19 protein-coding genes, 1 tRNA gene and 1 pseudogene are annotated in these 26110 nt (G+C 68.2%); 7 read left to right on the top strand and 14 right to left on the bottom strand.

The window, feature by feature from the left end; translation table 11 throughout:
• Window positions 1-473 precede the first annotated feature (473 nt).
• From ACWEH3_RS18350 to ACWEH3_RS18340, 3 genes are all read right to left on the bottom strand, one after another.
• Complete coding sequence (locus ACWEH3_RS18350) at window positions 474-1817, bottom strand: ABC1 kinase family protein (RefSeq protein ID WP_450018359.1); 1344 nt, start codon at window positions 1815-1817, stop codon at window positions 474-476.
• 361 nt (window positions 1818-2178) lie between these two features.
• Window positions 2179-3054, bottom strand: coding sequence for a hypothetical protein (locus ACWEH3_RS18345; protein WP_450018357.1), 876 nt, complete (start codon window positions 3052-3054; stop codon window positions 2179-2181).
• 85 nt (window positions 3055-3139) lie between these two features.
• Window positions 3140-4552, bottom strand: a complete 1413-nt coding sequence (locus tag ACWEH3_RS18340; RefSeq protein WP_450018355.1) for a zinc-dependent metalloprotease — start codon at window positions 4550-4552, stop codon at window positions 3140-3142.
• A gap of 127 nt (window positions 4553-4679) precedes the next feature.
• On the opposite strand from ACWEH3_RS18340, the gene ACWEH3_RS18335 reads away from it, so the two are divergent.
• Complete coding sequence (locus tag ACWEH3_RS18335; RefSeq protein WP_450018353.1) at window positions 4680-5705, top strand: YlbL family protein; 1026 nt, start codon at window positions 4680-4682, stop codon at window positions 5703-5705.
• Between the two features lie 150 nt (window positions 5706-5855).
• Here ACWEH3_RS18335 and ACWEH3_RS18330 read toward each other — a convergent pair whose 3' ends face one another.
• Window positions 5856-6437, bottom strand: a complete 582-nt coding sequence (locus ACWEH3_RS18330) for a PPA1309 family protein (RefSeq protein ID WP_450018351.1) — start codon at window positions 6435-6437, stop codon at window positions 5856-5858.
• 211 nt (window positions 6438-6648) lie between these two features.
• Here ACWEH3_RS18330 and ACWEH3_RS18325 point away from each other — a divergent pair, with 211 nt between their 5' ends.
• On the top strand, window positions 6649-9651 hold the full coding sequence (locus ACWEH3_RS18325) for a UPF0182 family protein (protein ID WP_450018349.1): 3003 nt from the start codon (window positions 6649-6651) through the stop codon (window positions 9649-9651).
• An 83-nt stretch (window positions 9652-9734) separates the two neighbouring features.
• Here ACWEH3_RS18325 and ACWEH3_RS18320 read toward each other — a convergent pair whose 3' ends face one another.
• Window positions 9735-10280: a transglycosylase family protein gene (locus ACWEH3_RS18320; RefSeq protein ID WP_450018347.1), complete on the bottom strand. Its 546-nt coding sequence runs from the start codon at window positions 10278-10280 to the stop codon at window positions 9735-9737.
• A gap of 529 nt (window positions 10281-10809) precedes the next feature.
• Between ACWEH3_RS18320 and ACWEH3_RS18315 the strand changes: the two genes are divergently transcribed.
• Window positions 10810-10883 (top strand) — tRNA-Met (locus tag ACWEH3_RS18315).
• A gap of 92 nt (window positions 10884-10975) precedes the next feature.
• Here ACWEH3_RS18315 and ACWEH3_RS18310 read toward each other — a convergent pair.
• Window positions 10976-11313, bottom strand: a pseudogene (locus ACWEH3_RS18310) (glycosyltransferase family 2 protein); the annotation flags it as partial.
• 119 nt (window positions 11314-11432) lie between these two features.
• Here ACWEH3_RS18310 and ACWEH3_RS18305 point away from each other — a divergent pair.
• On the top strand, window positions 11433-12221 hold the full coding sequence (locus ACWEH3_RS18305; RefSeq protein WP_450018345.1) for a cyclase family protein: 789 nt from the start codon (window positions 11433-11435) through the stop codon (window positions 12219-12221).
• A 6-nt stretch (window positions 12222-12227) separates the two neighbouring features.
• Here ACWEH3_RS18305 and ACWEH3_RS18300 read toward each other — a convergent pair whose 3' ends face one another.
• Window positions 12228-12875: a nitroreductase family protein gene (locus tag ACWEH3_RS18300; RefSeq protein ID WP_379253376.1), complete on the bottom strand. Its 648-nt coding sequence runs from the start codon at window positions 12873-12875 to the stop codon at window positions 12228-12230.
• Between the two features lie 88 nt (window positions 12876-12963).
• Here ACWEH3_RS18300 and ccrA point away from each other — a divergent pair, with 88 nt between their 5' ends.
• The gene (gene ccrA / locus ACWEH3_RS18295; RefSeq protein ID WP_450018342.1) at window positions 12964-14307 is read left to right on the top strand and encodes a crotonyl-CoA carboxylase/reductase; all 1344 of its coding nucleotides are present in this window, start codon (window positions 12964-12966) and stop codon (window positions 14305-14307) included.
• Here ccrA and ACWEH3_RS18290 read toward each other — a convergent pair.
• The 7 genes from ACWEH3_RS18290 to aroF are packed head-to-tail and all read right to left on the bottom strand — an operon-like array spanning window position 14302 to window position 23172.
• Window positions 14302-15441 carry a serine hydrolase domain-containing protein gene (locus tag ACWEH3_RS18290; protein WP_450018340.1) on the bottom strand — a complete coding sequence of 380 codons (1140 nt, stop codon included), beginning with the start codon at window positions 15439-15441 and terminating at the stop codon, window positions 14302-14304. The two genes, ccrA and ACWEH3_RS18290, sit on opposite strands and share 6 nt — an antisense overlap.
• Window positions 15432-16166, bottom strand: a complete 735-nt coding sequence (locus tag ACWEH3_RS18285; protein WP_450018338.1) for an SDR family NAD(P)-dependent oxidoreductase — start codon at window positions 16164-16166, stop codon at window positions 15432-15434. Before ACWEH3_RS18285 ends, ACWEH3_RS18290 begins: the two co-directional genes overlap by 10 nt.
• Window positions 16163-17158 carry a 3-oxoacyl-ACP synthase III family protein gene (locus ACWEH3_RS18280; RefSeq protein ID WP_450018336.1) on the bottom strand — a complete coding sequence of 332 codons (996 nt, stop codon included), beginning with the start codon at window positions 17156-17158 and terminating at the stop codon, window positions 16163-16165. The genes ACWEH3_RS18285 and ACWEH3_RS18280 overlap by 4 nt, the downstream gene beginning before the upstream one ends.
• A 40-nt stretch (window positions 17159-17198) precedes the next feature.
• Window positions 17199-19031: an asparagine synthase (glutamine-hydrolyzing) gene (gene asnB / locus ACWEH3_RS18275; RefSeq protein ID WP_450018334.1), complete on the bottom strand. Its 1833-nt coding sequence runs from the start codon at window positions 19029-19031 to the stop codon at window positions 17199-17201.
• A gap of 11 nt (window positions 19032-19042) precedes the next feature.
• On the bottom strand, window positions 19043-20482 hold the full coding sequence (locus ACWEH3_RS18270; RefSeq protein WP_450018332.1) for a phenylacetate--CoA ligase family protein: 1440 nt from the start codon (window positions 20480-20482) through the stop codon (window positions 19043-19045).
• A gap of 9 nt (window positions 20483-20491) precedes the next feature.
• Window positions 20492-22120, bottom strand: coding sequence for an HAL/PAL/TAL family ammonia-lyase (locus ACWEH3_RS18265; RefSeq protein WP_450018330.1), 1629 nt, complete (start codon window positions 22118-22120; stop codon window positions 20492-20494).
• Window positions 22117-23172, bottom strand: coding sequence for a 3-deoxy-7-phosphoheptulonate synthase (gene aroF, locus ACWEH3_RS18260; protein WP_379253137.1), 1056 nt, complete (start codon window positions 23170-23172; stop codon window positions 22117-22119). The genes ACWEH3_RS18265 and aroF overlap by 4 nt, the downstream gene beginning before the upstream one ends.
• Before the next feature lie 356 nt (window positions 23173-23528).
• Here aroF and ACWEH3_RS18255 point away from each other — a divergent pair, with 356 nt between their 5' ends.
• Together ACWEH3_RS18255 and ACWEH3_RS18250 are read left to right on the top strand one after the other, a co-directional pair.
• Window positions 23529-25181 carry an ABC transporter substrate-binding protein gene (locus ACWEH3_RS18255; RefSeq protein ID WP_450018327.1) on the top strand — a complete coding sequence of 551 codons (1653 nt, stop codon included), beginning with the start codon at window positions 23529-23531 and terminating at the stop codon, window positions 25179-25181.
• Window positions 25178-26110, top strand: coding sequence for an ABC transporter permease (locus ACWEH3_RS18250; RefSeq protein ID WP_450018325.1), 933 nt, complete (start codon window positions 25178-25180; stop codon window positions 26108-26110). Before ACWEH3_RS18255 ends, ACWEH3_RS18250 begins: the two co-directional genes overlap by 4 nt.

The following is a 26110-nucleotide window of genomic DNA, read 5'->3' as shown; positions in this document are numbered from 1 at the left end:
CTCGATTCGGTCGGTCCCGGCACGGGCCGAGCCAACGAACGAGAAAGCAAACCAGCCGCCCACCGTTGTCTGGTGGGCGGCTGTGTTTGATTTGCGGCGCCTGCGGCGCTGCGTGTTCGCGGCCCCGGGGAGTCTCGCGTCCGAGCGACCGAGACTCGCGACTGCTGTGTTGGTTTTGCGGCGCCTGCGGCGCTGCGTGTTCGCGGCCCCGGGAAGTCTCACGTCCGAGCGACCGAGACTCGCGACTGCTGTGTTGGTTTTGCGGCGCCTGCGGCGCTGCGTGTTCGCGGCCCCGGGGAGTCTCGCGTCCGAGCGACCGAGACTCGCGACTGCGTCGCATGCGCTTCGGTCACTCGGCCGCGAGACGGGCCGCGAACGGTGCTCGTAAGACTCGCACCCGACGGGGGCGGGAGGGCGCGAATATTTCTTTTGAAGTTACGCGGTTCAGCGCAGGGAGTTGAGAGAGTTTCTGCTCAGGAGGCGGTGCGTTCCTCGATGAAGCCGGGCATCCAGGTGCGGACCAATTGCATGAACGGCAGTTCGGCGTCGAGTTGTGCCAGGATGCCGACGGAGCCGCCGAGTACCCGGAAGATCATCACGTATTGCGCCGGAAGTTGCAGTGCGCGTGCGGTTTTCATTTCCGGGCTGGAGATCTCCGAAGCCTTGCCCGCCACCCGCTGCATCCACCTGCGGGTGAAGTGGAACGAGTCGGCCTGGATCGGGTCGGTGAACGGCCGCAGGTAGTCGGCGATCTCCTGGTGGGTGACCACTCGGCCGGGGATCACCCAGCCGTGGTCGTACAGCAGTTCGGTGAGTTCGGCGAAGCGCTCCTCGACCGCGAGGGCCAGCATTCGGCCCAGAACCGGGGGAAAACCCTCGGGCATCGGCGCGCACGCGCCGAAATCGATGACCGCCAACTTGCCGTCGGGCAGCATCATGAAATTGCCCGGGTGCGGGTCGGCGTGCAGGAGTCCGACCACCTCCGGGGAGGAGAAGTGGAACCGGCCCATCAGCCCCGCGACGCGATTGCGCAGCGCACGGGTGCCCTCCGGATCCTCGGCGCCCTGCTTGATGATCGTGGAGACGGGGACGCCGTCGAGCCATTCGGTGACGATCACCTTCGGCGCGCTCGCCACCACCTTCGGCACCACGATCTCGGCGTGCCCGTTGAAGCCCTTGGCGAACGCGCGCTGGTTGGCGGCTTCGTTGCGGTAGTCCAGTTCCTCTTCGGTGCGCTCGGTGATCTCGGCGAGAATCGGCTTCACGTCCGCGCCGGGGATCACGGAAGCGACCAGACCGGACATGCGAGACAGGGTCTTGAGATCGGCGCGCAGCGCCTCGTCGGCGCCGGGGTACTGCACCTTCACCGCGACGGTGCGCCCGTCCGACCACACCGCCCGGTGCACCTGCCCGATGCTGGCCGACGCGGCCGGGGCGTCGTCGAACTCGCAGAAGCGGGTCCGCCACTGGGTGCCGAGCTGCTGGTCGAGCACGCGGTGGACGGTCGCGGCCGGCATCGGCGGCGCGGCGGCCTGCAGCTTGGTGAGCGCCTCGCGATAGTGCTCGCCGAACTCCTCGGGGACCGCGGCCTCCATCACGCTGAGCGCCTGCCCGAACTTCATCGCGCCGCCCTTGAGCTCGCCGAGCACCGTGAACAGCTGCTCCGCGGCCTTCTGATTGAGCTGCGCGTTGATCTCCGACTTGTCGCCTCCGGCGAGCTTCTTGCCGAACCCCACGGCCGCCCGCCCGGCTATGCCGAGTGGAATCTTGGCCAACTTGGCGTTGCGGGACGAGCGACGGCGCACGATCTCAGACACGTACCCATCATGGCGGACGGACCGGCCGGTCGGCCACGGCAATCTTGATCACCGTCGGCTGCAGTGCCCATGAACTGCGAAAACATGTGCACACGCGCATCCGGTGTACCGGTCGCGTCCGCGCCGATCGAGGTATGAATCCAAATTCAGTTCGGGAGTCGCGTTCGGGCCGGCGGGGCTCATCCAGGCAGATCAGCTTCAGTGAGGTATCCGGCCGCAGTCGAGCGCGGCGAAAATGATCTTGTCCCGCACGCGCCCGCCACGCCGAGGGGGCGGAGTCCGTTACCGACGTCGCCGTCGGTGGTACAGACCGATGCGGTTCGTGCTCGCGGTCGCCGGACGAGTTCCTGGGCCGGAGGCATCACGGCTGTATTCCGACGCCGTGCGCTGCGGAAAGGTGCACGCACCCGCAGTCGGGATGGCGGTCCCATCGGCGGCGATCGAGGGTGTGGGAGTCCAGGTCCAGTTCCAGCGTGGCGTTCAAGGTGGCGGGGGTTCGGCGGGGTGAGCAGTCGATGATCGTTTCGAGTTCGGCGAGGGCTAGTGCCGTGGTGGCGGCGATTCCGGCGGGGGAGGCGTGGCCGATGCGGCCGAGTAGTTGGGCAGCGAGGTGTGGCCAGTCGGTGTCGTTCTGTGCGCGGATCAGGTCCGCGCAGCGCAGGCAGCTGGTGACGCCGGGCAACACCAAGGGACCGATGACGCCCTTGCTGTCGCGGATGCGCAGTGAAAGATGCGGGATCTGGTGCAGCACTAGATCACTCACCAGCCGGGGGTCGGGCATCAGCGTGTCGGCGAGCACCACGAGGTCCGCTCCCCAGGACCGTACCGTCGCCGTACCGGTGGGGTAGTCCCGGGAACGGCTCGGCCGCATACCGAGCGCCCGCAAGCCGGCCGACACCGCGTCCGACAGCGGCCCGAGGCCGTGTACTCGCACTGTTCGCACGTGACCGGCCCGGTCCTCCGGGTGGTCCAGCAGTCCTGCTTCGTCGACCAGCGTGAGCAATGCCACGGCGCGTTCGGCATCGATACCGCATTCTCCGGCGCGCCAGATGATCTGCGGCTTGGTGCGCAGACCGTCGAGCAGGCGGAGGAAGGTGACGACGGTCTCGGCGTCCATGCCTTCCGGATCGAGCACCACGGCGGTTTCCGGATCGCACCCGAGTTGGACGACGCCGGTCGGGCGGACCAGGACGGTAACCCGCGGACGCAATCGAGGACCGCGACACATCGTTGTCATGTCATCAGTATGCGAACCCCGTGGGGTACGACCTGTGGCGAAATCCTCGGTTATCCACAGGATTTCGCGTCATCCACAGCCTGGATCAGGAGGATTCGCCGCCCTCTTTGCCCAGGTCGGGCCCGGTGTCGTCGTCCTTTTGCTCGCGTGCTGCTCGCTCACGAGCCTCGGTTTCGGCCAGTTGCGCGAGCGGATCGTCGAACACGGTGGCGCCGCCGCCGATGACCGAGTCGATGAAGCCTGCGGGGGAGTCCAGATCGTCGGAGTCCGGCAGTAGGTCGGGGTGCGCCCACACGCGGTCGCGGGCGGTCATGCCCGCGTCGGTGGTGAGCCTGCGCCACAGCGCCGCCGCCTCGCGCAGCTTGCGCGGCCGCAATTCCAGGCCGACCAGCGTGGCGAAGGTCTGCTCCGCGGGACCGCCGGTGGCGCGCCGCCTGCGCAGCGTCTCGGCCAGCGCGCCCGCGCCGGGCAAGCGGTCGCCCACGGCGTCGGCGACGACCACCTGCACCCAGCCCTCGATGAGCGCCAGCAGCGTTTCCAGCCGTTCCAGCGCCTGCTTCTGCTCGGGCGTGGTCTGCGGCTCGAACGTGCCCTGGGCCAGGATCTCCTCGAGCTTCGACGGGTCGGTCAGCGACATCGGGTCGATGTTCTGCGCGGCCTGCTCCATCGCGGAGAAGTCCATCCGGATGCCGCGCGCGTAGTCCTCGACCGCGCCGAGTACCTGCTGGCGCAGCCACGGCACGTGCGCGAACAGCCGCTGGTGGGCGGCTTCCCGCGCGGCGAGGAACACCAGGATCTCACTTTCCGGCTGCTCGAGTCCGGCACTGAACTCCGAGATCGCCGCGGGCAGCAGCGCCGCGGTGCCGGTGGGGCCGAGCGGAAGGCCGATGTCGGTGGAGGTCAGTACCTCTTTGGCGAGCTGGCCGAGCGCTTGGCCGAGCTGCGATCCGAAGGCCAGGCCGCCCATCTGTCCCAGCATGCCGACCATCGGCGCGGCGAACTGCCTGGCCTCTTCCGGCAGCGCCGCGGTCCACATGCCCGAAATCTGCTCGGCGACCGGATCGCACAGCCGCTGCCAGGTGGGCAGGGTCTGCTCGATCCAGTCGTTGGCGGTCCACGCGACCGTCTTGGCGGCGCCCGCGGGCAGGGTGGTCGCGCCGTCGAGCCAGAGTTCGGCGAGGCGCGCGGCGTCGGTCACCGCGCTCGCGGCGCCCGAGCTCACCGGGGCGACGGTCGGGCCGAGCTGCTGGCGGGCCAGCCGCTTGGCGACGTCGTAGTTCACCGGCCCGGCCTGCGCCGAGCCCGCTTGTCCCATGCCGCTGAGCATCTGGCCGAGCGAGGTCAGCATCTGGCCGAGTTGCGCCGGGTCGAATCCGCCCGCGCCGGACCCACCGATACCGAAACCGAACGGGTCGTTCGGGCCGGGACCGCTCGGCTCGTCACCGCGCTCGCGATCGTCGTCGTCGCGGTTCGAGAATCCGAAGGGGAGGTCGTTCATGCTCTTCACGTTACGCGTGTAGCACAGCGTCCCTGTGTTCGCGCGGCGCGAAACCGGAGGCGGCGCGCCCGGGCGAAATGACCGCCTCCGCCCACTCACGCCGCGGGCTGTCATTACTGTGGTCCAGGTGAATCGTCGGATCCTCACCCTGGTGGCCGCCCTGATCCCGGTGCTCGTGCTCGGTGTCGTCGGCAGCGTGCTGACTGTGCCGTTCGTCGCACTCGGGCCCGGCCCCACCTTCAACACCCTCGGCACGGTGGATGGCAAGGACGTCGTCGATGTGCGGGGCACCGAGGTCGATCCGACCACGGGCCATCTCAACATGACCACGGTGTCGGTGCGCGACGGGCTGAGCATCTTCGAGGCGTTCGGCTTCTGGGCCAGCGGCAAGCACGGCCTGGTGCCGCGCTCGGAGGTCTACCCGCCCGGCGTGTCGCGCGAGGAGATCGACAAGTCCAACCAGGAGGACTTCAAGGACTCGGAGGGCAACGCCGAGGTCGCCGCCCTGCACTACCTGAACCTGCCCACGGTCGTGCTGCTGCGCAAGGTGTCCGACGACGGGCCCGCCCACGACGCGCTGCGTGCTGGTGACGAGCTGATCAGCATCAACGGCACGCCTATGACGACACCCAAGGATGTCGTGACCGCGGTCTCGTCCCAGGCGCCCGGCAGCACGCTCACCGTTGTGTTCCGGCGCGACAACGCCGAGCAGACCGCGTCGATCGTGCTCGGCGCCCGCCCCGGCGACCCGGCCAAGGGCTACCTCGGCGTGACGCCGGGCGAGGGCGCCCGGCCGCCGCTGGAGGTCGCGTTCAATCTCGCCGACATCGGAGGCCCCTCGGCGGGCCTGATGTTCAGCCTGGCCCTGATCGACAAGCTCACCCCCGGCGAACTGGACGGCGGCAAGTTCGTCGCGGGCACCGGAACCATCGATCAGGACGGCAAGGTGGGGCCGATCGGCGGCATCCAGTACAAGATGATGGCCGCGCGGGACGCGGGCGCGGAGACCTTTATGGTTCCCGCCGCCAACTGCGACGAGGCCAAACAGCGCACTCCCGACGGCCTGCGGCTGGTGCGCGTGGAGAACCTCACCGGCGCGGTGCAGTCGCTCAACGAGATCAACACCGGCAAGGAACCGGTCGGCTGCGGATGAGCCGGATCGTTCGGCCGGTCGACAACCCGCAACGGAAGCTGCGCGACTCGCCCGGACCGTACAGCCGCTGGTGATCCCGGCCGAAGAACGTCGCGCGCCCGGCCGTTGAACCGCGATCGGCCGCGCAGTGCCGCACCGGAGCGTCAGCGCTCACTCCAGCGTGTGATGCAGAGCTTCGATGAGGTTCGGCGCCAGATTGGGGTAGGTGCGCAGGTCGAGGTCGCCGAAATCGTCCGCGTCGTCCTCGGGGCGCAGCTGCAACAGGCACAGCGACGCGCCTTCGCGCAGCACCGCGGCGAACAACCGGGCCTCCCGGCGCTCCGGGTGCGCCTCGGCGGCGGCGCGCGCGGCCGCGTCGGCGGCATCGTGGTCGGCCAGCAGCGGGGCGAGCGCGTCGTCGAGCGTCGATTCGGCGTCGGGCGGGAGCACCACGATCTCCTGCACCAGCACGCAACCGCGGACGGCGGGGGGCCAGCTGGTGGTGGCCAGGAATTCGTCCAGGGCGATCGAGCCGCCGGTGATGTCGTCCGGGAAAGCCTCCTGGGCGACCGGCGTCAGCTCGTCGCCCTCGTCGAGCTGATCCTCCAGTTCCGGCTGCGCCGCGACCAGCTCCGCGGTCGGCACCAGGGCGAACATCTGCGGGGGACGGCCCCACCCCTCGGCATCGACGAATTCCGCCACCTCCCGGACGGATCGGGCAAGGACGAGTTCGGCGTGCAGGTCTGGGGTCACGCGAACATCCAATCAAACCGCGGGCGCCGACAGCCGGAAACCCCGGGCGATCGATTCCCCGGCGCGGCAAGCGCAACCCTGCAAGCTGCATGGTGTCCGATTTCCGTAGAGTGGGCCGAGACGGTCCGGAAGGACCACCCGCAAGATCGGACTGCGGCGCATCGGCCGAGCGTATCGGTGCGAGCGTCGCCGGACCTTGGAGAGTGGCATCGTGGGCATGCGGCCCCCCACCGGCTTACCTTCGCTGTCCCGACGCAGCCGTGTGCTGCTGGTGGCGGCCATCGTCCTAGCGGCGTTACTGCTGCTCGGGCCGCGGTTGACGGACACCTACACGAATTGGCTGTGGTTCGGCGAGGTCGGCTTCCGCAACGTGTATCTCACCGTGCTGCGGACCAGGGTGCTGCTGTTCCTCGTCGTGGCGGCCTTCGTCGGCTTGGTGGTCTGGCTGGCGCTGCTGCTGGCCTACCGCACCAGGCCGGTGTTCGTGCCGGTGGCGGGCCCGAACGATCCGATCGCGCGCTACCGCACCACCGTGATGAGCAGGCTGCGGCTGTTCGGCGTCGGCATCCCGGTGCTGCTCGGCCTGCTGTCGGGTCTGGTGGCGCAGTCGAACTGGGTGACGGTGCAGCTGTTCCTCAACGGCGGATCGTTCGGCGAGAAGGATCCGGAGTTCGGCCTCGATGTCGGCTTCTACGCCTTCGACCTGCCCTTCTACCGGATGGTGCTGAACTGGCTGTTCGTCGCGGTGGTGATCGCGTTCTTCGCCAGCCTGGTCACCCACTACGTCTTCGGCGGCCTGCGGCTGACCGGCCGCGAGGGCACGCTCACCCGCCCCGCGCGCATCCAGCTCGCCCTGCTGGCCGGGATCTTCGTCCTGCTCAAGGCGATCGCCTACTGGTTCGACCGCTACGAACTGCTTTCCAGCAGCCGCAAGGAACCCACCTTCACCGGTGGTTCGTACACCGACATCAACGCGGTGCTGCCCGCCAAGCTGATCCTGCTGTCCATCGCGGTGATCTGCGCGCTGGCCTTCTTCGCGGGCATCGTGCTGCGCGATCTGCGGGTGCCCGCGATGGCCGCCGCGCTGCTGGTGCTGTCCTCGATCCTGGTCGGCGCGGTGTGGCCGCTGGTGGTCGAACAGTTCTCGGTGCGTCCGAACGCCGCGGACAAGGAGAGCGAGTACATCGAACGCAACATCGCCGCCACCAGGCAGGCGTTCGGCATCACCGACGACAGGATCGATTACAAGGACTACAAAGGCGAGAGCAGCAAGAGCCCGCTCGAGGTGCCGGTCGACGCCGCGACCATCGGCAACGCCAGGCTGCTCGACCCGAACATCCTCTCGCCCACCTTCACGCAGCTGCGCCAGCTGAAGAACTTCTACGGCTTCCCGGAGTCGCTGGACATCGACCGCTACAACCTCGACGGTGACGTCCAGGACTACATCGTCGCCGCCAGGGAACTCTCGCCCGCGGCGCTGAGCGGCAACCAGACCGACTGGATCAACCGCCACACCGTGTACACCCACGGCAACGGCTTCGTCGCCGCCCCGGCCAACCGGGTGAACAAGCCACCGTCGGACGATCCGAACGCCGCGGGGGGCAGTGGCGACGGCGGTTATCCGATCTTCATGGTGAGCGATCTGTTCACGCCGGCGGACAAGCAGCGGATCAAGGTGGACCAGCCGCGCGTCTACTTCGGCGAGCTGATCTCGCAGGCGAACCCGGACTACGCGATCGTCGGCGCGATGGACGGCCAGCGTCCGCGCGAATACGACTCCGATACCGCCCAATACACCTACACCGGCAAGGGCGGCGTGCCGATCGGCAACTGGTTCAACCGCCTCGCCTTCGCGGCCAAGTACGCCGAGCGCAACATCCTGTTCTCCTCGGCCATCGGCGACGACTCGAAGATCATCTTCAACCGCAGCCCGCGCGAGCGGGTGCAGAAGGTCGCGCCCTGGCTGACCACCGACGGCAACGCCTACCCCGCGGTGGTCGGCGGACGGATCGTCTGGATCGTGGACGCCTACACCACGCTGGACAACTACCCGTACGCGCAGACCACCTCGCTGGAGGGCGCGCTGGAGGACAGCATCGACAAGAAGACCGGGCGGCTGCTGCCGCGTAAGGCGGTCAGCTACATCCGCAACTCGGTGAAGGCGACCGTCGACGCGTACGACGGCAGCGTCACGCTCTACGAGGTGGACTCCTCGGACCCGGTGCTGAAGGCGTGGCGCGGGGTGTTCCCGGGCGCGGTGAAGCCGGAGAGCGAGATCTCGCCGGAACTGCGGGCGCACTTCCGCTACCCGGAGGATCTGTTCAAGGTGCAGCGCGAGATGCTGTCGAAGTATCACGTGGACGATCCCCGAGAATTCTTCACCAACAACGCTTTCTGGTCGGTTCCCGCCGACCCGACCACCGAGGGCGGGACCACCGCCAACCAGCCGCCGTATTACGTGCTGCTGGGCGACCCGAAAACGAACAAGCCGACGTTCAATTTGACCAGTGCGATGACCGGCTACAACCGGCCTTATCTCGCGGCCTATATCTCGGTGCGTTCCGACCCGGACGGCTACGGGAAATTCACGATTCTTCGATTGCCAACGGACACACAGACATTGGGTCCGCAGCAGACGCAGAACCGGATGACGACCTCGCCGGAGGTGTCCCGCGAGAAAACGCTGCTGTCCAATTCCAACAAGATCAAATATGGCAATCTGCTGACCTTGCCGGTCGCGGACGGCGGCATCCTCTATGTGGAGCCGTTCTACAACGAACGCAACACCGGGCCGAACACGGCGACCTTCCCGCAGCTGCTGCGGGTGCTGGTGAGCTATCGCGACGAGGCGGGCAACGTCAAGGTGGGCTACGCCTCGACCTTGGCGGACGCGCTGAACCAAGTGATCCCCGGTGCGGGCGCGCTGGCCACCCCGTTCGGGGGTGACTCGGGCACCAGGCCCAAGCCGGGCACCACTCCGGTCCCCGCCGAGCAGGGCAACAACGGGACCGGTAACGCCTCGGCTCCGCCGCCCGCGTCGGTTCCGCCACCGGCGACGGGCTCGTCCGCCGCCAAGGACGCCGCGGCGGCCGAACTCAACCGCAAGATCGAGAACGTGCGTAACGCCATGCGCAGCGGGAACTTCCAGGACTTCGGCCGTGCGCTGGACGAGCTGGACGCCGCGGTCAAGGCGTATCAGGACGCCGGTCGCTGAGTAGTGCCGCCGGATAGGACCGGCACGAAGAAAGACGCCGCCATCATCGCGATGGCGGCGTCTTTCTTTCGGCGCGGGTGGTGTCAGCGACCGAGGGAGTCGATCAGCGCGCTGTTCTGGCTCAAGATCTGCTCGAACTGTCCCTTCAGGCCGTACTGCTCGGCCAGCTCGTCCGCGGCGGACTTGGCCTTCTCCGCCGCGGACTGCGCGGCGCTCACGGTGGGCTGAGCGGGCTCGGGCACGGCGGGAAGTTCCTCCGCCGGGGCCAGCGTCTCGGGCTCGGAGGTGCCCTGGCGCAGGTACCGGCCGCACACCGGCCACGCGCCGGGGCCCTGGGTGGCGAGCACGTTCTCCGCCACGCGAATCTGCTCCGCCTTGCTGGCGGTGTGGGCCGAGCCCTTGCCGCCGTTGGCGGCCCAGGTGCTCTGCGAGAACTGCAGGCCACCGTAGTAGCCGTTTCCGGTGTTGATCCCCCAGTTGCCACCGCTCTCGCACTGCGCGACGCCGTCCCAGTCGTGGGTGGCCGCGGAGGCGGAAGCGGTGGAGAATGCGAACGGGACGGCAACAAGAGCGCCGGTGATGGCGGCGAAGCCGATGGCGCGGGTGCTGATCTTCCGGTTCTCAGTCATGGTCGTTTCCCTCCCTGCGCCCGCCGGCACGACGATCGTGCTTTCTGCCGTGTCCCTGTCCCCAGGTCGTCGGGGATCCTCGAGCCGCGGGACAGGGTCACCGGTGTTCGGCGGTTCGAGTTCTAGCCCGTCTCGGATGATCCGGGCCGTGGAGTGACGGTAACGAAGAATTCTCAGCAGATCACATCTTGATAACGCCGGAATTGCATGATTCGAATAACTCGAATATGCGAGTTTTACCAGGTGGGAAACGTCGTCAACACGCGGATTCCATGCGAAGTTATCACATCGTTATGTGAGTGAGATCACCCCGATATGGTGAAGTAGATCACGTTTGAAGTGGGTTTTCGGTGGTGAATCTTCAGGGCGCGGTGCGGAAATGTGCGGCGTCGTGATTGCTGCGGGATGGTTCCCGAGTTCGGTGGCGGGCGGATGTTCCTGTCGTGCGGTCTGTTCACCTCGTCGAAACCGCCTCTGAGCTGGCGATTTGCAGACTCTGCGAACCCATGTGTAATGTTGTGTTCACCGACGCGGGGTGGAGCAGCTCGGTAGCTCGCTGGGCTCATAACCCAGAGGTCGCAGGTTCAAATCCTGTCCCCGCTACTAGGGAAACGGCTCCGGAACAATCGTTCCGGAGCCGTTTTCGTTGTCTGGCAGCTCCCGGCGTCGGTGGCGTCTCCGCCCGGACGCGCGTCTACCAGCTGGCCGACGATGCCCAGCGGCACACCGTCCACCAGTGGTTCGCGTCCGATGGATCGGCGCAGTCCTCGATCGGCGGGTGCCGGTGGCCAGTCCCTTGCCGACCCGCCACACGTCCAGCAGGCCCTTGCGGGGCGGTGTCGATGATGTCGACCGGCGAGTCCGGGTCGTCGACCCAGGCGACGGAGACCTCGTGGATACGCAGACCGGCTCGTTCGGCCGGCACCAGCAGCTCGGTATCGAAGAACCATTCGCCGTCCTCGACCAGCGACAGCTGTTAGCGCTCCACATCGGTGCGCATGGCCGAATCGCGACACGTCGGCGCGCTGCGGCGCCCGGGGGGAGTGCCGGGCCTGGTCTCTGGTCGAGCCGCGCGTTCGGGCCGGAGACCGAAGACAGCGAGAGGAGACGGGATCAGACTGGCAGCGACGACGGTGTGAAGGAGGAAGACCTGTGTGTGCGCCACAGCTGATCGATGGTGGGGACTCGTCGGAGGTTTCGGGTGGGGACGTTGCCGGGGCCGGTGGGAAACTCGTCCGCGAGCGGGGTTTCGGCAGGGTGGTGGATCTGACGCATACGCTGACCCCGGACTTCCCGGTGTGGGAGCTGGTCAGCAAGCGGCCCGAGTTCGGGCGGGTGGCCTGCATGGCCGACAACCAGTACAACGCCGGGCGGCTCGATATCTACGAACATGTGGGCACCCATATCGACGCGCCGCTGCACTTCGACGACGCGGGGCTCTCGGTCGACGCCATCCCGGCGGAGAACCTGGTCGCGCCGCTCGCGGTCATCCGCATCGCGGAGCGCGCCGACCGCGACGCCACGGCGGCCGTGACGGTGCGCGACATCCGGGACTGGGAGCGCGCACACGGCCCGCTGCCGCAGGGCGCGGTCGTCGTCATGGAATCCGGCTGGGCCCAGCGGGTGCCGATCCCGGGCGCGTTCCTGAATCACGACGAGCGGACCGACACCTATCGGTGGCCCGGCTTCAGCGCCGAGGCCGCCGACTTCCTGATCCATCAGCGGGAGGTCGTCGGCATCGGTGTGGACTCCACGGGCCTGGACCGGGGGAGCGACCGCGCGATCCCGGTCCATCGGACGTTCCTGCCGTCGGGCCGCTACGGACTCGAGGCGCTCAACGGCCTGCCGGACGTGCCCGACGCCGGCGCGACGCTTGTGGTCGGGGCCTCGAAGCACCGGGGCGGAACCGGCGGTCCCGCAAGAATTTTCGCGCTCTACTGAGCCCCGCTACCACTTGTTCCAATGGACGACATTGTCCAGATCGGTGCGCACGCCCGGGCGGAACGACGTGCCGATCGTGTACGCGACGGGGATGAGCGCGGTCTGCAGCACCGATTCGTACGGGATCCCGAGAACCTGGGCGGCCTCGTATTCGTACTGCAGATGCAGGGTGGTCCAGACGGTGCCGAGGCCGCGCTCCCTCGCCGCCAGCATGAAGCTCCAGGTGGCGGGCAGGATCGACCCGTAGCTGTTGGCCATGTCGACGACGCCCGGATCGGGGCGGCGCACCACGTGCACGCACGGGATCAGCATCACCGGCACCTCGTGCAGATGCTCGTACAGATGCGGTCCCGTGGCGTACATGCGCTGGGTGCGCACCGGATCGTCGCGCCAGTCCACGCCGTCGCGCGGCACGTATTCGGTCGGCATGTTGCGGCCTTTGCGGTACAGATCCGCCAGCGCGGCCCGCTGCTGTGGATCGGTCACCACGACGAAGGCCCACCGCTGCCGGTTCTGCCCGGTGGGCGCCTGGGTGGCGATGGTCAGGCACTCCTCGATGACCTCGCGTTCCACCGGGCGCGTGAAATCCAGCCGTCTGCGGACCGAGCGGGTGGTGGTGAGCACTTCATCGGCCGTCAGGTTGAGCCGCATCACGCCTCTGCTTCCATAGTTCGACGTTTCGACAGATTTCGAATTCATGTTATAGTGGCACAAGGTATTTCGAGGTGTCAACGAGGGAACGATGAACGGACTGCTCGACGCCATTCTCGCGGAGGACGCCACCGCAGCGGATTTCGCGAACCTGCCTGTGCCGCAGAGCTATCGGGCGATCACCTTGCACCGCGACGAAATCGGCATGTTCGAGGGGCTGCACCCGGCCGAGCGTGATCCGCGCAAGTCGGTCCATCTCGACGAGGTCCCGGTCCCCGAGGTCGGCCCGGGCGAGGCGCTGGTGGCGGTCATGGCCTCATCGATCAACTACAACACGGTGTGGAGCGCGATCTTCGAACCGGTCCCCACCTTTGCCTTCCTCCAACGGTACGGGCGCACTTCGGATCTCGCCGCCCGGCACGATCTGCCCTACCACGTCATCGGTTCCGATCTGGCGGGTGTCGTGCTGCGCACGGGCGCCGGGGTCACCGCCTGGCGGCCGGGGGATCGGGTCGTCGCGCACTGCCTGCACGTCGAACTGGAGGGGCCGGACGGGCACAACGACACCATGCTGGATCCGGCCCAGCGCATCTGGGGATACGAGACCAATTTCGGCGGTCTCGCCGAACTCGCGCTGGTGCGCGCCAATCAGCTGATGCCCAAGCCACGGCATCTGACCTGGGAGGAGGCGGCCTCGCCGGGTTTGGTGAACTCCACCGCGTACCGACAGCTGTTGTCGCGCAACGGCGCCGATATGAAAGCGGGCGACAACGTGCTCATCTGGGGCGCGGCCGGCGGCCTCGGCTCCTACGCGACCCAACTGGTTCTGGCCGGCGGCGGCTTCCCGGTGTGCGTGGTGTCCTCGTCCGAGAAGGCCGAGCTGTGCCGGGCGATGGGTGCGCGGGCGGTCATCGACCGGTCGGCCGAGGGGTATCGGTTCTGGCGCGACGGCGTCCAGGACCAAGGCGAATCGAAGAGATTCGGAAAACGGATCCGCGAACTGACCGGCGGCGAGGACGTCGACATAGTCTTCGAACATCCCGGACGGGAAACGTTCGGCACCTCGGTGCTGGTCGCCCGTAAGGGCGGGGTCGTGGTCACGTGCGCGTCGACGAGCGGCTATGTGCACGAATTCGACAACCGCTATCTCTGGATGAATCTCAAGCGCATCATCGGCTCGCATTTCGCGAACTACCGCGAGGCGTGGGAGGCGAACCGGCTCATCGCCAAGGGATTGATCCACCCCACGGTCTCGAAGACCTATCCCCTCGCCGAGGCCGCCCAAGGGGTCTACGAGGTGCACGACAACCTGCATCAAGGCAAGGTCGCGGTGTTGGGGCTGGCGCCTGCCGAGGGGCTGGGCGTGGAGGATTCGCAGAAACGCGAACTGCACCTGCCCGCGCTCAACCGGTTCCGCGTCCTCGACTCGCTATGAGCCGAGGACGCGGTGCAGGGCGGTGAGAATCCGTCCTACCGGGGCATACAGCCCACGCGACCGGTGTAACTCGTTGGGCACGAAAGAGATCGATGCGGCGTGCGACGGCCACGCCGCGTGCACACCGCCCCCGGAGCCGTCGTGCCCGAACGCGGCCGGATGCGGGCCGAGGTGACCGAGTTCGGTCTGCAGCTGCAGGCCCACGCCGTAACGCATGGGCCGCCTGAACACCGCGTCGAAGCCACCGGACAGCGGTGTGGTGCCCAGGGCCAACGTGGTCGGTGACAGCGGCGTCTCGCCGCTGAGCAACGCCCCGAACAGCCGAGCCATGGAGCGTGCGGTGCCGATCGCGTTGGAGGAGGGGATCTCCACCCGGTGCCAGGCGGGGCGGTTCCACGGAATGTCGTGCTCCGGGAAAATGAGTGGATTCGCCCAGACGGAATCCGCGAGGTTCAACCGCGCCGATCCCGCCGGTGCCGGGGCGCGGCCGCGCCACCCCGGCCCGTAGCGCACCTGCCCGACGCGCGGTTCGAGATCCGCGGGCAGTCCCAGCCAGATGTCCAGGCCCAGCGGCGCGGCGAATTCCTCGTGGAAGAGCACGCCCACGGTGCGGCCGTCGACGCGGCGTATCAATTCACCGCACAACCAGCCGAAAGTGATTCCGTGATAAGCGAGTTCGAGCGCCGGGTCGTCCTCTCGCGGTTGCTCGGCCAGCAGCTTCGCGGCCAGGGCGCCGTCCGGCGCTGGATCGCTCGGGAAGGGCGTGCGCACGCCAGGCAGGCGGGCGCGGTGGGAGACGAGTTCGGCGACGGTGACGTCCCCCTTCCCGGCGGCCGCGAACTCCGGCCAATACGCGGCGATCGGCGCGTCGAGCCGCAGCTTCCCCCGTTCGAGCAGCAGCAGCAGGCACACGGCGACCAGTACCTTGCTGCCGGAGAACAGGATCTGCAGCGTATCGGCTTCCCACGGCCGGTCGCCGTCGTCGCGGTTGCCGCCCCAGAGGTCGACCACCGCGACGCCGTCGACCGTCGCGGAGAACGCGGCGCCGCCCTGCGTCCCGGCGAGATATTCCGCGAAGGCCTCCGCGACGGTCTCGTACCCCGGCTCTACCCGGCCGCGGACCCTCACGCCCACAGCAGCCCGCCGTTGACCTCCAGGACGTGGCCGTTGACGTACGAGGAGTCGCCGCTCGCGAGGAAGACCGCCCCCGCCGCGGCCTCGGCGACGCGGCCGACCCGCTTGGCGATCAGACGGTCCCGGTACAGCTCCCACGCCTTCGGGTTCTGGGCGAGTTCGTCGGCGATGCCGCCGTCCAGAATTCCGGGGGCGAGGCAGTTGACCGTGATGTTGCGCGAGCCCAGTTCCGCGGCGGACACTTTCGTGAACATCTCCACCGCGGCCTTGGACGCGCAGTAGGCGGCCGCCCCCACCGCGACGCGGGTGGCCATGCTCGAGGAGACGTTGATGATCGTCCCCCCGGTCTTCTCCAGATGCGGTATCGCCGACCGAGTCGTGTGGAAGACGCCGTTGACGTTCACCGCCATGGTCGTGGCCCAGTCCGCGGCGGTCGTGCGATGCACGCGACCGTCGATGCTGACCCCCGCGTTGGCGACGACGATATCGATCCCGCCCAGGGTGTCGGCGGCCCGGCTCATCATCTCTTCGACCGAGTCGGCGTCGGTGACATCCACCGGCAGGTAGGTGAATTCGCGCGGCCAGTCCGGGTGGCCCGCCGGATCCGTGCGTCCCGCGCACACGACGTGCGCGCCCTCGGCCGCGAAGGCGTCGGCGATGGCCCGGCCGAGCCCGCGCGTGCCCCCGGTGACGACCGCTCGTTTCCCACTCAGACGATCGTTCACCCGTCGCTCCCACCCGTCCGGTGCCAGCGCAGCACCGCGGCGCCGCCGGTCAGCCCGCCCCCGACGCCGGCGAGCAGGATGTTCTCGCCGTGCGCGATCGGCCGCTCACGATGCGAGTGGGCCAGCGTCACCGGAACCGACGCGGCCCCGGTGTTGCCGAACCGGTCGACGGTGACCGGGACGCGGTCGGGATCCGCGCCGATCTTGATGGCGAGCTCTTCCACCAGGCGCAGATTCGCCTGATGGAAGACGAAACGATCGATGTCGCCGACGCCGAGATCCGCTTCCCGCAGCACGTCGTCGACCAGGGCGGGGAGCGTGTTGAGCGCGTAATCCCGTGCGCCGCGGCCATTCATCTTGAAATACTGGTCGCCCTGTTCCAGCGCCCGCGCGTCGATCGGCTGCCGCGAACCGCCCGCGGGAACCTTCACGGTGTCGTGCAGCGCGCCGTGCGTCACCAACTGCTGGGCGAGCAGACCCGAGCCATCGGGCACCGGCCCGACGAGGGCCGCCGCGGCGCCGTCGCCGAAGAGGGCGACGGTTCTGCGGTCGCTCCGGTCCATGATCGTCGAGTACTTGTCGGCCGCGATCACCAGCACCGGCCGCCGCCGCGGATCGTCATGGACCAGTGCCGATGCCAGCCGCAGCGCGTAGAGGAAGCCGGTGCAGACCGCGTTCACGTCGAAGGCCGGGATGTCCCGGAAGCCCAATATTCCCTGCACGATCGCCGCGGTGGCGGGCAGGGGATGGTCCGGCGTCGAAGTCGCGACGATGATCGCGGACGGATCCGCCTGGTGCCGGTCCAGCAGTCTGCGGGCCGCCGCAACGGCGAGCGTCGAGGTGGGATCGGTGGTGTGGGCGTAACGCCGGGTCCGGATGCCCGTGCGATCGACGATCCATTCCGGTGTGGTGTCCGCCCACGCGCTGATCGTGTCGTTGGACACCTCGGTGGGCGGGACGTGGTAATCGACGTCCAGAATTCCGACTGTCATGAGGGAACCTCGGTATTCCTGAGGGGTGGACCGCACGGCGTCACAGCCGCACGGCGACGCGGTATTCGCGCAGCCAGGTGTTCAACTGCAGCGCGCGCGGCAGCCACGGCGGTGGGGTGAAGGTGCCGTTGTGCCAGCGATCGCTGTCGGCCAACTTGCGCAGCGCGGTCGTGTTCAGCAGCGCCAGGGCAGGCGACGACGGGTCCGCCAGCATCTCGCGGGTCGCCGCGCGGACCGCCGCGAGATATTCGGGGCTCTGACCGAACGGAAAGCCGCTCTTGGGGCGCTTGGCGACCTGCGGCGGCAGCCACGGCTCGGCGACGGTGCGCAGGATGCCCTTTTCCTGTCCGCCGTGCCGCTTCAGGTCCCAGGGCAGATTCCACAGGTACTCGACGAGCCGGTGGTCGCAGAAGGGCAGCCGGACCAGCAGACCGGTGCGCGCGCTCATCCGGTCCTTGCGGTCCAGCAGGAACGGCAGGAAGCGGGTGATCTCGAGGTGGAACACCTCTCGAACGCGTTGTGCCGCCGCGTCCTCGCCGTCCAGCCGCGACACCTCGGCGACCGCCTCGTCGTGCCGCTCGGCGACGGCCGCGTCCAGATCGAGGTGCTCACGCAGTTCGGCCGAGAGCATGCCGTTGCGGTCGGTGTTGCCCGCGCCCCATGGGAAGCCACCCGTGGGATTCGCGGCCTCGGCCACGAACCACGGATAGCCGCCGAAGATGTCGTCGGCGCCCTCGCCGGACAACACCACGGAGGCGTACTTGCGGACCTCGCGGAACAGCAGGTACAGCGAAACGTCCAGGTCGCCGACGCCGGGGATATCGCGAGCGCGCAGAGTTTCGGTCATCTCGTCCAGCAGCGCGGGTGCGTCCAGGATCACCTCGGTGTGATCTGTGCCGACGTGGTCGACCACCGCGCGCACGAACGGCGCGTCCCGGCTCGAATGCAGTGCGTCGGGAGTGAAATCGTCGTCGCTACCCGCGAAGTCCACCGAGTAGGTGGACAGTTTCGCGCCCGTGGCCGCGGTGACCGAACGCGCGGCGAGCGCGGTGATGACGCTGGAATCCAGCCCGCCCGAGAGCAATCCGGCCGGTGCGCCCGTGCGGATCTGGCGTCCGATGATGTCGGTCAGCAGCGCGTCGAGTGTGTGCACGGTGGTGGGCAGATCGTCGGGGTGCGGCGCGGATTCCAGTCGCCAGTACCGGGTGTGGTGCAGGCCGTTGTGATCGACGCGCACGGTCCAGCCGGGGCGGACCTCGCGCAGGCCGCGGTACACCGCGTCGCCGGGTCGCCGCATCGCGACGGTGAAGATGTCGATCAGCCCGTGCGCGTCCACCTCGGGTACGAACAGGTCGTTGGCCAGCAGGGCCTTCGGCTCCGAACCGAAGAGCAGCCCGCTCGGGTGCTCGGCGTAATACAGCGGCTCGATACCCAATCGGTCCCGCGCCAAGAACAATTCGGACCGGCGCACATCCCATACCGCGAACGCGAAGGCGCCGTTGAGCCGCCGGACCGCATCGCCGCCCCATTCGAGGTAGGCATGCGCCACGACCTCGGCGTCCTCGTCGGTGTCGCCTGCGAAGACGTGGCCGCGCCCGGTCAATTCGGCGCGCAGTTCGCCGGTGTTGTAGATCTCGCCCGACAGCGTGAGCACCGCAAGTGGGCGGCCCGCGTCGGCGACGACCGCCGGTTGCCCGCCGGGTCGCGTGTCGGCCACCGTCGCCGCGCGGTGGCCGAGGGCCACGTGCCGGTCGATCCAGGCCCCGCCGTGGTCGGGTCCGCGGTGGGTGAGTGCATCGGACATGACGCGAACGGCGGCCTCGTGCTCGCGCAGATCGCGCTGCCGATCCAGCCAGCCGGTGATTCCGGACATCGACAGCCTCCTCAGGAGTTGGGCGATAGTTCCGACAGGGTCTGGCGCACCACCGCGTCGATCGGCGCGGGTAGGCGGGCCCAGTTCTGCTCTTCGTCGAGATCCAGCACGCGCGACAGCTTCCAGCCCAGGTACTGGCCCAGCGACGCGAGCGGCGGCAGCTTCTCCACCGGTCGTACGGTCACCTCGAGGCCGCCGAACAGGGCGCGCAGCCGGTCGGTGAGCACCGCCGTCCACGGACCCGCCGGATCGCCGTCGTAGGTGACCAAGAAGACGATCTGCCGCCCGCGCACCACGACCATGTAGTTGAACACCGTCGCGTCGGGCAACGGCTCCTCCCAGACCGCCTGTTCCAGGTCGTTCTGACGAATTCCGCTGCGGTCCAGCACGATCAGGTCCTGGGACCGGCCCTGGGTGCGCAGGACGGCGGTATGCAGACCGCATCCGCACGGGGTGCCGTCGATATCCACCAAGTCGCCGGTGCGGTAGCGCAGCAGCGGGCGAGCGGGCAGGTCGAGAGTGGTGATCACCAGCTCGCCGCGGTCGGATCGGCCGTCCACCCGCCGGATGCCGGTCTCGTCGACCAGCTCGAGCAGGAAACTCTGTGGTTGCAGATGCAGCTGTCCGCGCTCGCAGGTGACGGCAGGGGTGCCGGTCTCCGAAGAGCCGTAGGAGGAGACGAACGACGTCGCTCCGGTCAGCCTCTCCAGGTGACGGCGGAAGCTGGGGCCGGTCTGCTCGGCCATCAGCAGCAGACGGTCGAATTTCGGCGCGGGCAGTTCGGCGCGATGAGCGAATTGCACCATCTCGAGCAGCCGCGACGGCGGCCCGATGAAGACGTTGACTCCCAGCTGATCGACCAGCCGCAGCACCCGGGTGTAGTCGCCGGTGATGTTGTCCACCCAGGGGCGCAGCGACATCACCTGCAGATACTCCAGCGCCTTCTCGAACTGGTAGGCAGCAGGGGCGAAGGGGGCGTTGATCAGGATCAGCGCGATGTCCTTGGGCTGCAGCAGCCGCGCCCACATCTCGCCGATGTTCACGGTGTTGATCAGCAGATCGTCCAGCGCCTTCGGCGCGGCCGCGGGGTCGCCCGTGGTGCCCGAGGATTCGTAGTAGTGCAGGAACTCGTCCAGCGGACGGGTGAAGGCGGACTGCCCGAAGCGGCCCAGTTCCTTCTTGCCCAGGAACGGCAGCGACGGCAGGATCTCGGTCAGCACGCGCTCGGTCGGTATGGGCGCGCCGGTGTCCAGCTCCTCGAGCAGCCCGGCCGGGACGGAATCCTCGTACATCTTCGAACGACCCGCGGCGCGCACGGTCTCCAGCAGTTTCGCCGCGTGCACCCGATCCAGGTCGGCGGTGCCCGCGTATACCGACCGGACCAGCGCGGTGTGCTCGGCCAGTAGTCGCTGATTCTTCGCACGCGTATCGTCGTCGCGTAACAACAGCATCGGTCTCTCCTAGCGATCGGTGGGGAAGAGGGGGTCGGCGACGTCGGCGGCGGCGCGCACCGAGCCGTCGGCGATGAGCCGTTCGACCTGGTGGATGTCGTGGTCCATCCGCCGATCGCGGTCGGTGAAGGGCACGTGGCCGCGGATCAGCTCGTGGACGCGGCGGATCGCGGGGGCGGCGCGGTGCACGCCGCGGATCTCCACGGCCTGGGCCAGCGCCAGCAGGTGGATCGCGGTGACCTGCCGGGTCAGCTCGATGATGGTGCGGGCGTCGCGGGCCGCGATCGTGCCCATACTGACCTTGTCCTGGTTGTGCGACTCGGTGGAGCGGGAGAACGCCGTCGCCGGGCCGCTGTGCTTGAGCGCCTCCGCGGTGACCGCCGAGGCGGCGATCTGCATGCCCTTGAAGCCGTGGTGCAACCCGGACTCGTAGTCCTCCGCGTCGCGGGGGGCGATCAGGTTCGGCGTGAGCCCGGCGTTGAATTTCTCGTCCACCACCAGTTCCAGCTGCCGGTCGAGCAGGTCGGCGAGGCTGGCGACGGCGACCTTCAGCGAATCCATCGCCTGCCCGACATGTCCGGCGTAGAAATTGCCGCCGTGATGCAATTCGCCCGTCTCCCAGGCGAACAGCGGATTGTCGGTCGAGGAGTTGATCTCGGTGTCGATCCAGCGCCCCACCCACTCCAGGCTGTCGCGCAGCACGCCGTTGACGTGCGGCGCGCAGCGCACCGAGTACTTGTCCTGGATGCGATGTTCGAGGGTGCGGAAGCCCCGGCCCTCCAGCCCCGACCGGCGCACGAGGATCTCCTCGTAGCTGGTGGTGAGGCCGGATCCGTCGAGCAGACCGCGGATCAACTCGGCGCTGGCGCCCTGTCCGGGATGCGGCTTGTTGGCGTGCACGAAGGGATGGAAGTGGGAGCCGTTGCCCAGCAGGGCCTCACAGGTCATGGCGGTCGCGACGTCGGCGGCGTAGGCCAGCTCGGCGGCGTCGGCGACCGCGAGCGCCGCGAAAGCCGAGGTGAAGGCGGTGCCGTTGATCAGTGCCAGGCCCTCCTTCGGCTCCAGCACCACCGGTTCGATGCCCTCGGCACGCAGCGCCTCCGCGGTGGGGCGCACCTCGCCCCGATATCGCACCTCGCCTTCCCCGAGCAGCGCCGCGGCGACATAGCACAGCGGGACGAGATCCCCACTCGCGCCGAGGGATCCGCGCTCGGGGATCAGCGGCAAGATATCGGCGTCGAGGTGCCGCAGCAGGGTCGAGACCACTTCGGGGCGGATCGCGGACGGGCCGCGGGTGAGGCAGTTGGCGCGGATCAGCAGGGTCGCCCGGGTCACGTCCGGCGCCGTCACCGGGCCGACCCCGTTGAGGTGGTAGATGATCAGATTGCGTTGCAGGTCGGCGGCCTTCGCCGGGGAGATCTGCCGATTGACGCTGTCGCCGAACCCGGTGGTGACGCCGTAGATCGGGATGCCGGTGTCGATCAGTTCGCGTTTCAACAGCACGGATTCGTGCATGGCCGTCAGCGCGGCAGGGGCAATGCCGAGGTTCACCGGCACGGCCCGGCGTGCCACCGCTGCGACCTCGGCCACGCGTAACGCGGTGCCGTCCAGGAATAGGTCGGTGCCGGTCGTCGTCATGCCAGCTCCACCAGCTCGGGTTCGGCAGCGACCCCGCCGCGTCCGAGTGCCTCGCCGAGTGCCCGTAAATCCGTTGCCAGTTGGGCGAATTCGGGCAGATCGAGGGACTGGTCGCCGTCGGAGAGCGCCTGGGCGGGGCGCGGGTGCACTTCGACGATCACCCCGTCGGCGCCCGCCGCGAGGGCGGCCGCGGACATCGGCGGCACATAGCGCGTGGCGCCGGTGCCGTGACTCGGGTCGACCAGGATCGGCAGGTGCGACAGGTGTTTGACCACCGGAACCGCGTTGAGGTCGAGGGTGTTGCGCGTCGCGCGCTCGAAGGTCCTGATGCCGCGCTCGCAGAGAATGACGTGGTCGTTGCCGTGTGCGAGCAGGTACTCCGCGGCATTGAGCCATTCGTGCACGGTCGCCGACAGCCCGCGTTTGAGCAGAACCGGCCTGCCCGTCAGGGCAAGCTCGGTGAGCAGGGTGAAGTTCTGCATGTTGCGCGCCCCGACCTGTAAGAGGTCGGCGGCATCGGCGACGCGGTCGATGTCGCGCACGTCGAGGATCTCGGTGACGACCGGCAGACCGGTCTCCGCGCGCGCGTCCCGCAGCATCGCCAGTCCGTCCGGGCCCAGACCATGGAAGCTGTAGGGCGATGTGCGAGGTTTGAACACGCCGACCCGCAACATGTCCGCGCCTGCGGCCCGGACCGCCCGCGCGGTCTCGAGCAGCACCTCCGGCGTCTCGGCCGAGCACGGACCGGCGATGATCACCGGGCGGCCGTCGCCGACCGGTACCGCGCCGACCCGCACGACCGAACCCTCCGGACGGTACTCGCGGGCGGCGAGCGGGAAAGAGCTGCTCTCGGGCAGAACCCGCACCAGATGCTCGCTGCGGGCGAGCTCGGCCTCGAGCAGCGGGCCGGTTTCGGCCCACGTGACGATCAAGAATCCCGTGCGGGTGCGGCGGGTGGTCGCCTTCGCCGGAACCTGGCGGAGCCGGGTGAGGATGTCCTGCAGTTGCGTATCGGTGATGTCGTCGCGCGTCTGCGCCACATACACAGCCATCTAGTGGGCCTCCTGATCGGGCCGGCGGAATGAAAACGGTCGAATGGAGATGAAATCCAGTCTGTTTCGAAAGCAAGTTCCGGTCTTCCGGCTGTGGTCTCTATTGAATTCACGTCCCAGGCCCGGTTCCTATCGATATTCGACTGGACCGGGGACTGGTCGCGACCTGGACCGGCGGCGGGGAAGGCATTGCGGTGCAGGGCTTTTGCTTGACAAAAATCCGTGCATCACAGGATGTGAAGCAATGTCAATGCTTTGAATCCACCGCGTCGGAAAATATGGGCGGGCGCCATACGCGGGGGTTCACTCCTTGCACCGTATTTCTGTGCTACCCCATCCGTCGGAAAGAATGTGTGATGCGAAAATGGAATCTGCCGATGGCCCGGTCGGCGGCTGTGCTCGCGGCGCTCGCCGTCGCGTGCACCGCCTGCTCGACCGGCGGATCCGGTCCAGTCCGGGACGCCGGACCGCCACGGCCCGGCGGCACGCTGACCTATGGTGTGCATCGCGAGGCGACATGCATCGACCCGCATGTCAGCGCAGGCGATATCGTCGGTGAATTGCAGCGAAATGTATTCGACTCGCTGGTCGCACAGAAAACCGACGGCACCTTCGCGCCGTGGCTCGCGACCGCCTGGCAGATCTCCGACGACAGCCGGGAATACACTTTCACGCTGCGCCGGGACGTGCGATTCTTCGACGGTCGGCCGTTCGACGCCGCCGCGGTGCAGGCGAACTTCGAGCATATTGTCTCGCCTAAAACGAAATCTCAGTATGCGGCCAGTTTGCTGGGCCCTTACGCGGGGACGGACGTCCTCGACGAATACACGGTGCGCGTCCGGTTCAAATCGCCGAATGTCCCGTTCTTGCAGGCGGCGAGCACGGCGTATCTCGGCTTCTATTCACCCGCGGTGCTCGCCGAGCACCCCGACGACCTGTGCGCGGGGGGCCGGTTCGCGGTTGGCTCGGGTCCCTTCCGTGAGGTCGAGGTCCGCCGCGGGCAGGGCATGGATTTCGTCCGCAACGACGAGTACCGCTGGCCCCCGGCGAACGCGCGGCACACCGGACCGGCCTATCTGGAACGGCTCACCGTGCGCGTCCTGACCGAGGACGCCGTGCGCACCGGATCACTGCGCGGCGGCCAGGTCGACGTCATCTCCGACACTCCGCCGACGGAGATCGCGGATCTGCGCCGGGACGGGGATTTCCAGCTCGTCAACCGGAATTCGCCCGGCGTGCCGTACACCTACTTCTTCAATGTCTCCAAGGAGCCGTTCTCCGATATCCGGGCCCGGCGGGCGGTGGGCGCGGCCGTCGACCTCGACGGCATCGTGAAGAGCGTCTACTTCGGCGAATACCCGCGGGCCTACGCACCGCTCTCGCCCACCACGCCCGGCTACGACCGCGCCGCGGAGGGGCGCGCCGGCTACGACGTCGCCACCGCGAACCGGTTGCTCGACGAACTCGGCTACACCGGGCGCGACGCGCAGGGCTACCGTACCCGCGACGGGCGCCGCTTCAGCATAGGGCTGCCGTACGCGTCGAATCTGATTCGCGAGTCCCGGGACGTGGTGGCCCAGGCGGTGCAGCAGGAACTGAAGAAGGTCGGCATCGAATTGCGGTTGGAGCCGGTCGATTACGGCACCTACACCAATCTGCTCAAGCGCAACGATTACGAGATGACCGGCGGCAGCTGGGGCCGGTCCGATCCGGACGTGCTGGCCACGCTGTACCAGTCCGATCGCGATGCCCGCAAAGGCGGTTCGAACACCGGGCAGGTGCACGACGCCGGAGTCGACGCACTGCTGGCGCAGGGCCGGGCGGGCACCGATCCGGCGCGGCGCTACGGCTTCTATCAGCAGGCGCAGCAACTGATCCTGGATCAGGCCTATGGGCTGCCGGTGTACGTCTACAACAGCAACTATGCCGCCGCGTCGCGGGTACACGACTTCGCCTTGGATGCAAACGGCTGGAGCAAGTTCTACGACACCTGGGTGGAGTCCAGATGAGGCACAGACTATTTCGCATCATCGCGCACCGGGTGTGGACCGGGGTGCTGGTGCTGCTCGGGGCGCAGACGGTGACGTTCTTCGCCCTGCGGCTGACGCCAGGGGACCCGGTGGACACTTTGCTGGGCGCGCAGACCAGCGCTTCGCCGCAAGTGCGCGCGCAGATCGCCGCGGATCTCGGCTTGGACGAGCCGCTGTGGCGGCAGTACCTGCACACGGTGCTGCGGCCGCTGACCGGGAATCTGGGTCACTCCTATCAACTGAGCGAGGATGTGCGCACCGCGCTGCAGAGCCAGCTGTGGCCCACCGTGCAACTGGCGGCAGGAGCCATCTTGGTGGCCCTGGTGATCGCGGTGCCCGCGGCGCTGTCGACCGCTGGGCGCGGCAGATTCGTGCGCGCGGCGGTATCCGGTTCGGAACTGCTCGCGGTGTCGTTGCCCGCGTTCTGGATCGGACTGATCCTGTTGACGCTGTTCTCGTTCCAGCTGCACCTGTTCCCGCCCGCGGGCGGTGGCGGCATGGCGAGCCTCGTGCTGCCGGTGCTGTGCCTGGCCATCCCGATGGCGGGCGAGCTGGGGCAGGTGCTGCGCGAGACGCTCGACCGGTCGCTCGAGCAGCCGTTCGTACTGACCCTGCGGGCGCGCGGGCTGACCGAACCCGCGGTGCGGCTGCGGCATGTGCTGCGGCACGGCTCGCTGTCGACGGTCACCATGACGGGCTGGATGCTCGGCGTCCTGCTCACCGGCGCCATGCTCACCGAAACCCTGTTCGCGCGGCCCGGTATCGGGAAGATGACCGTCTCCGCGGTGATGACCAAGGACTTCTCCGTGGTGAACGCGGTCGTCCTGCTCGCCGCGCTGTTGTTCGTCGTGATCAATCTCGTGGTGGACCTGCTGTATCTGGTCCTGGATCCCCGGCTGCGGAGGTGA

The organism is Nocardia sp. NPDC004718 (assembly GCF_053601535.1).
Note: the sequence above shows the minus strand (reverse complement) of the source record. Positions and strands in the feature narration are given on the sequence as shown.

Bases quoted from the DNA above. Each gene is read 5' to 3' on its own strand.
- ACWEH3_RS18270 (WP_450018332.1), bottom strand. From the start codon at position 20,482: ATGCTGTTGTTACGCGACGACGATACGCGTGCGAAGAATCAGCGACTA.
- ACWEH3_RS18250 (WP_450018325.1), top strand. From the start codon at position 25,178: ATGAGGCACAGACTATTTCGCATCATCGCGCACCGGGTGTGGACCGGG.
- ACWEH3_RS18280 (WP_450018336.1), bottom strand. From the start codon at position 17,158: ATGACAGTCGGAATTCTGGACGTCGATTACCACGTCCCGCCCACCGAG.
- ACWEH3_RS18265 (WP_450018330.1), bottom strand. From the start codon at position 22,120: ATGACGACGACCGGCACCGACCTATTCCTGGACGGCACCGCGTTACGC.
- ACWEH3_RS18345 (WP_450018357.1), bottom strand. From the start codon at position 3,054: ATGACAACGATGTGTCGCGGTCCTCGATTGCGTCCGCGGGTTACCGTC.
- asnB (WP_450018334.1), bottom strand. From the start codon at position 19,031: ATGTCCGGAATCACCGGCTGGCTGGATCGGCAGCGCGATCTGCGCGAG.
- ACWEH3_RS18340 (WP_450018355.1), bottom strand. From the start codon at position 4,552: ATGAACGACCTCCCCTTCGGATTCTCGAACCGCGACGACGACGATCGC.
- ACWEH3_RS18255 (WP_450018327.1), top strand. From the start codon at position 23,529: ATGCGAAAATGGAATCTGCCGATGGCCCGGTCGGCGGCTGTGCTCGCG.
- ccrA (WP_450018342.1), top strand. From the start codon at position 12,964: ATGAACGGACTGCTCGACGCCATTCTCGCGGAGGACGCCACCGCAGCG.
- aroF (WP_379253137.1), bottom strand. From the start codon at position 23,172: ATGGCTGTGTATGTGGCGCAGACGCGCGACGACATCACCGATACGCAA.
- ACWEH3_RS18320 (WP_450018347.1), bottom strand. From the start codon at position 10,280: ATGACTGAGAACCGGAAGATCAGCACCCGCGCCATCGGCTTCGCCGCC.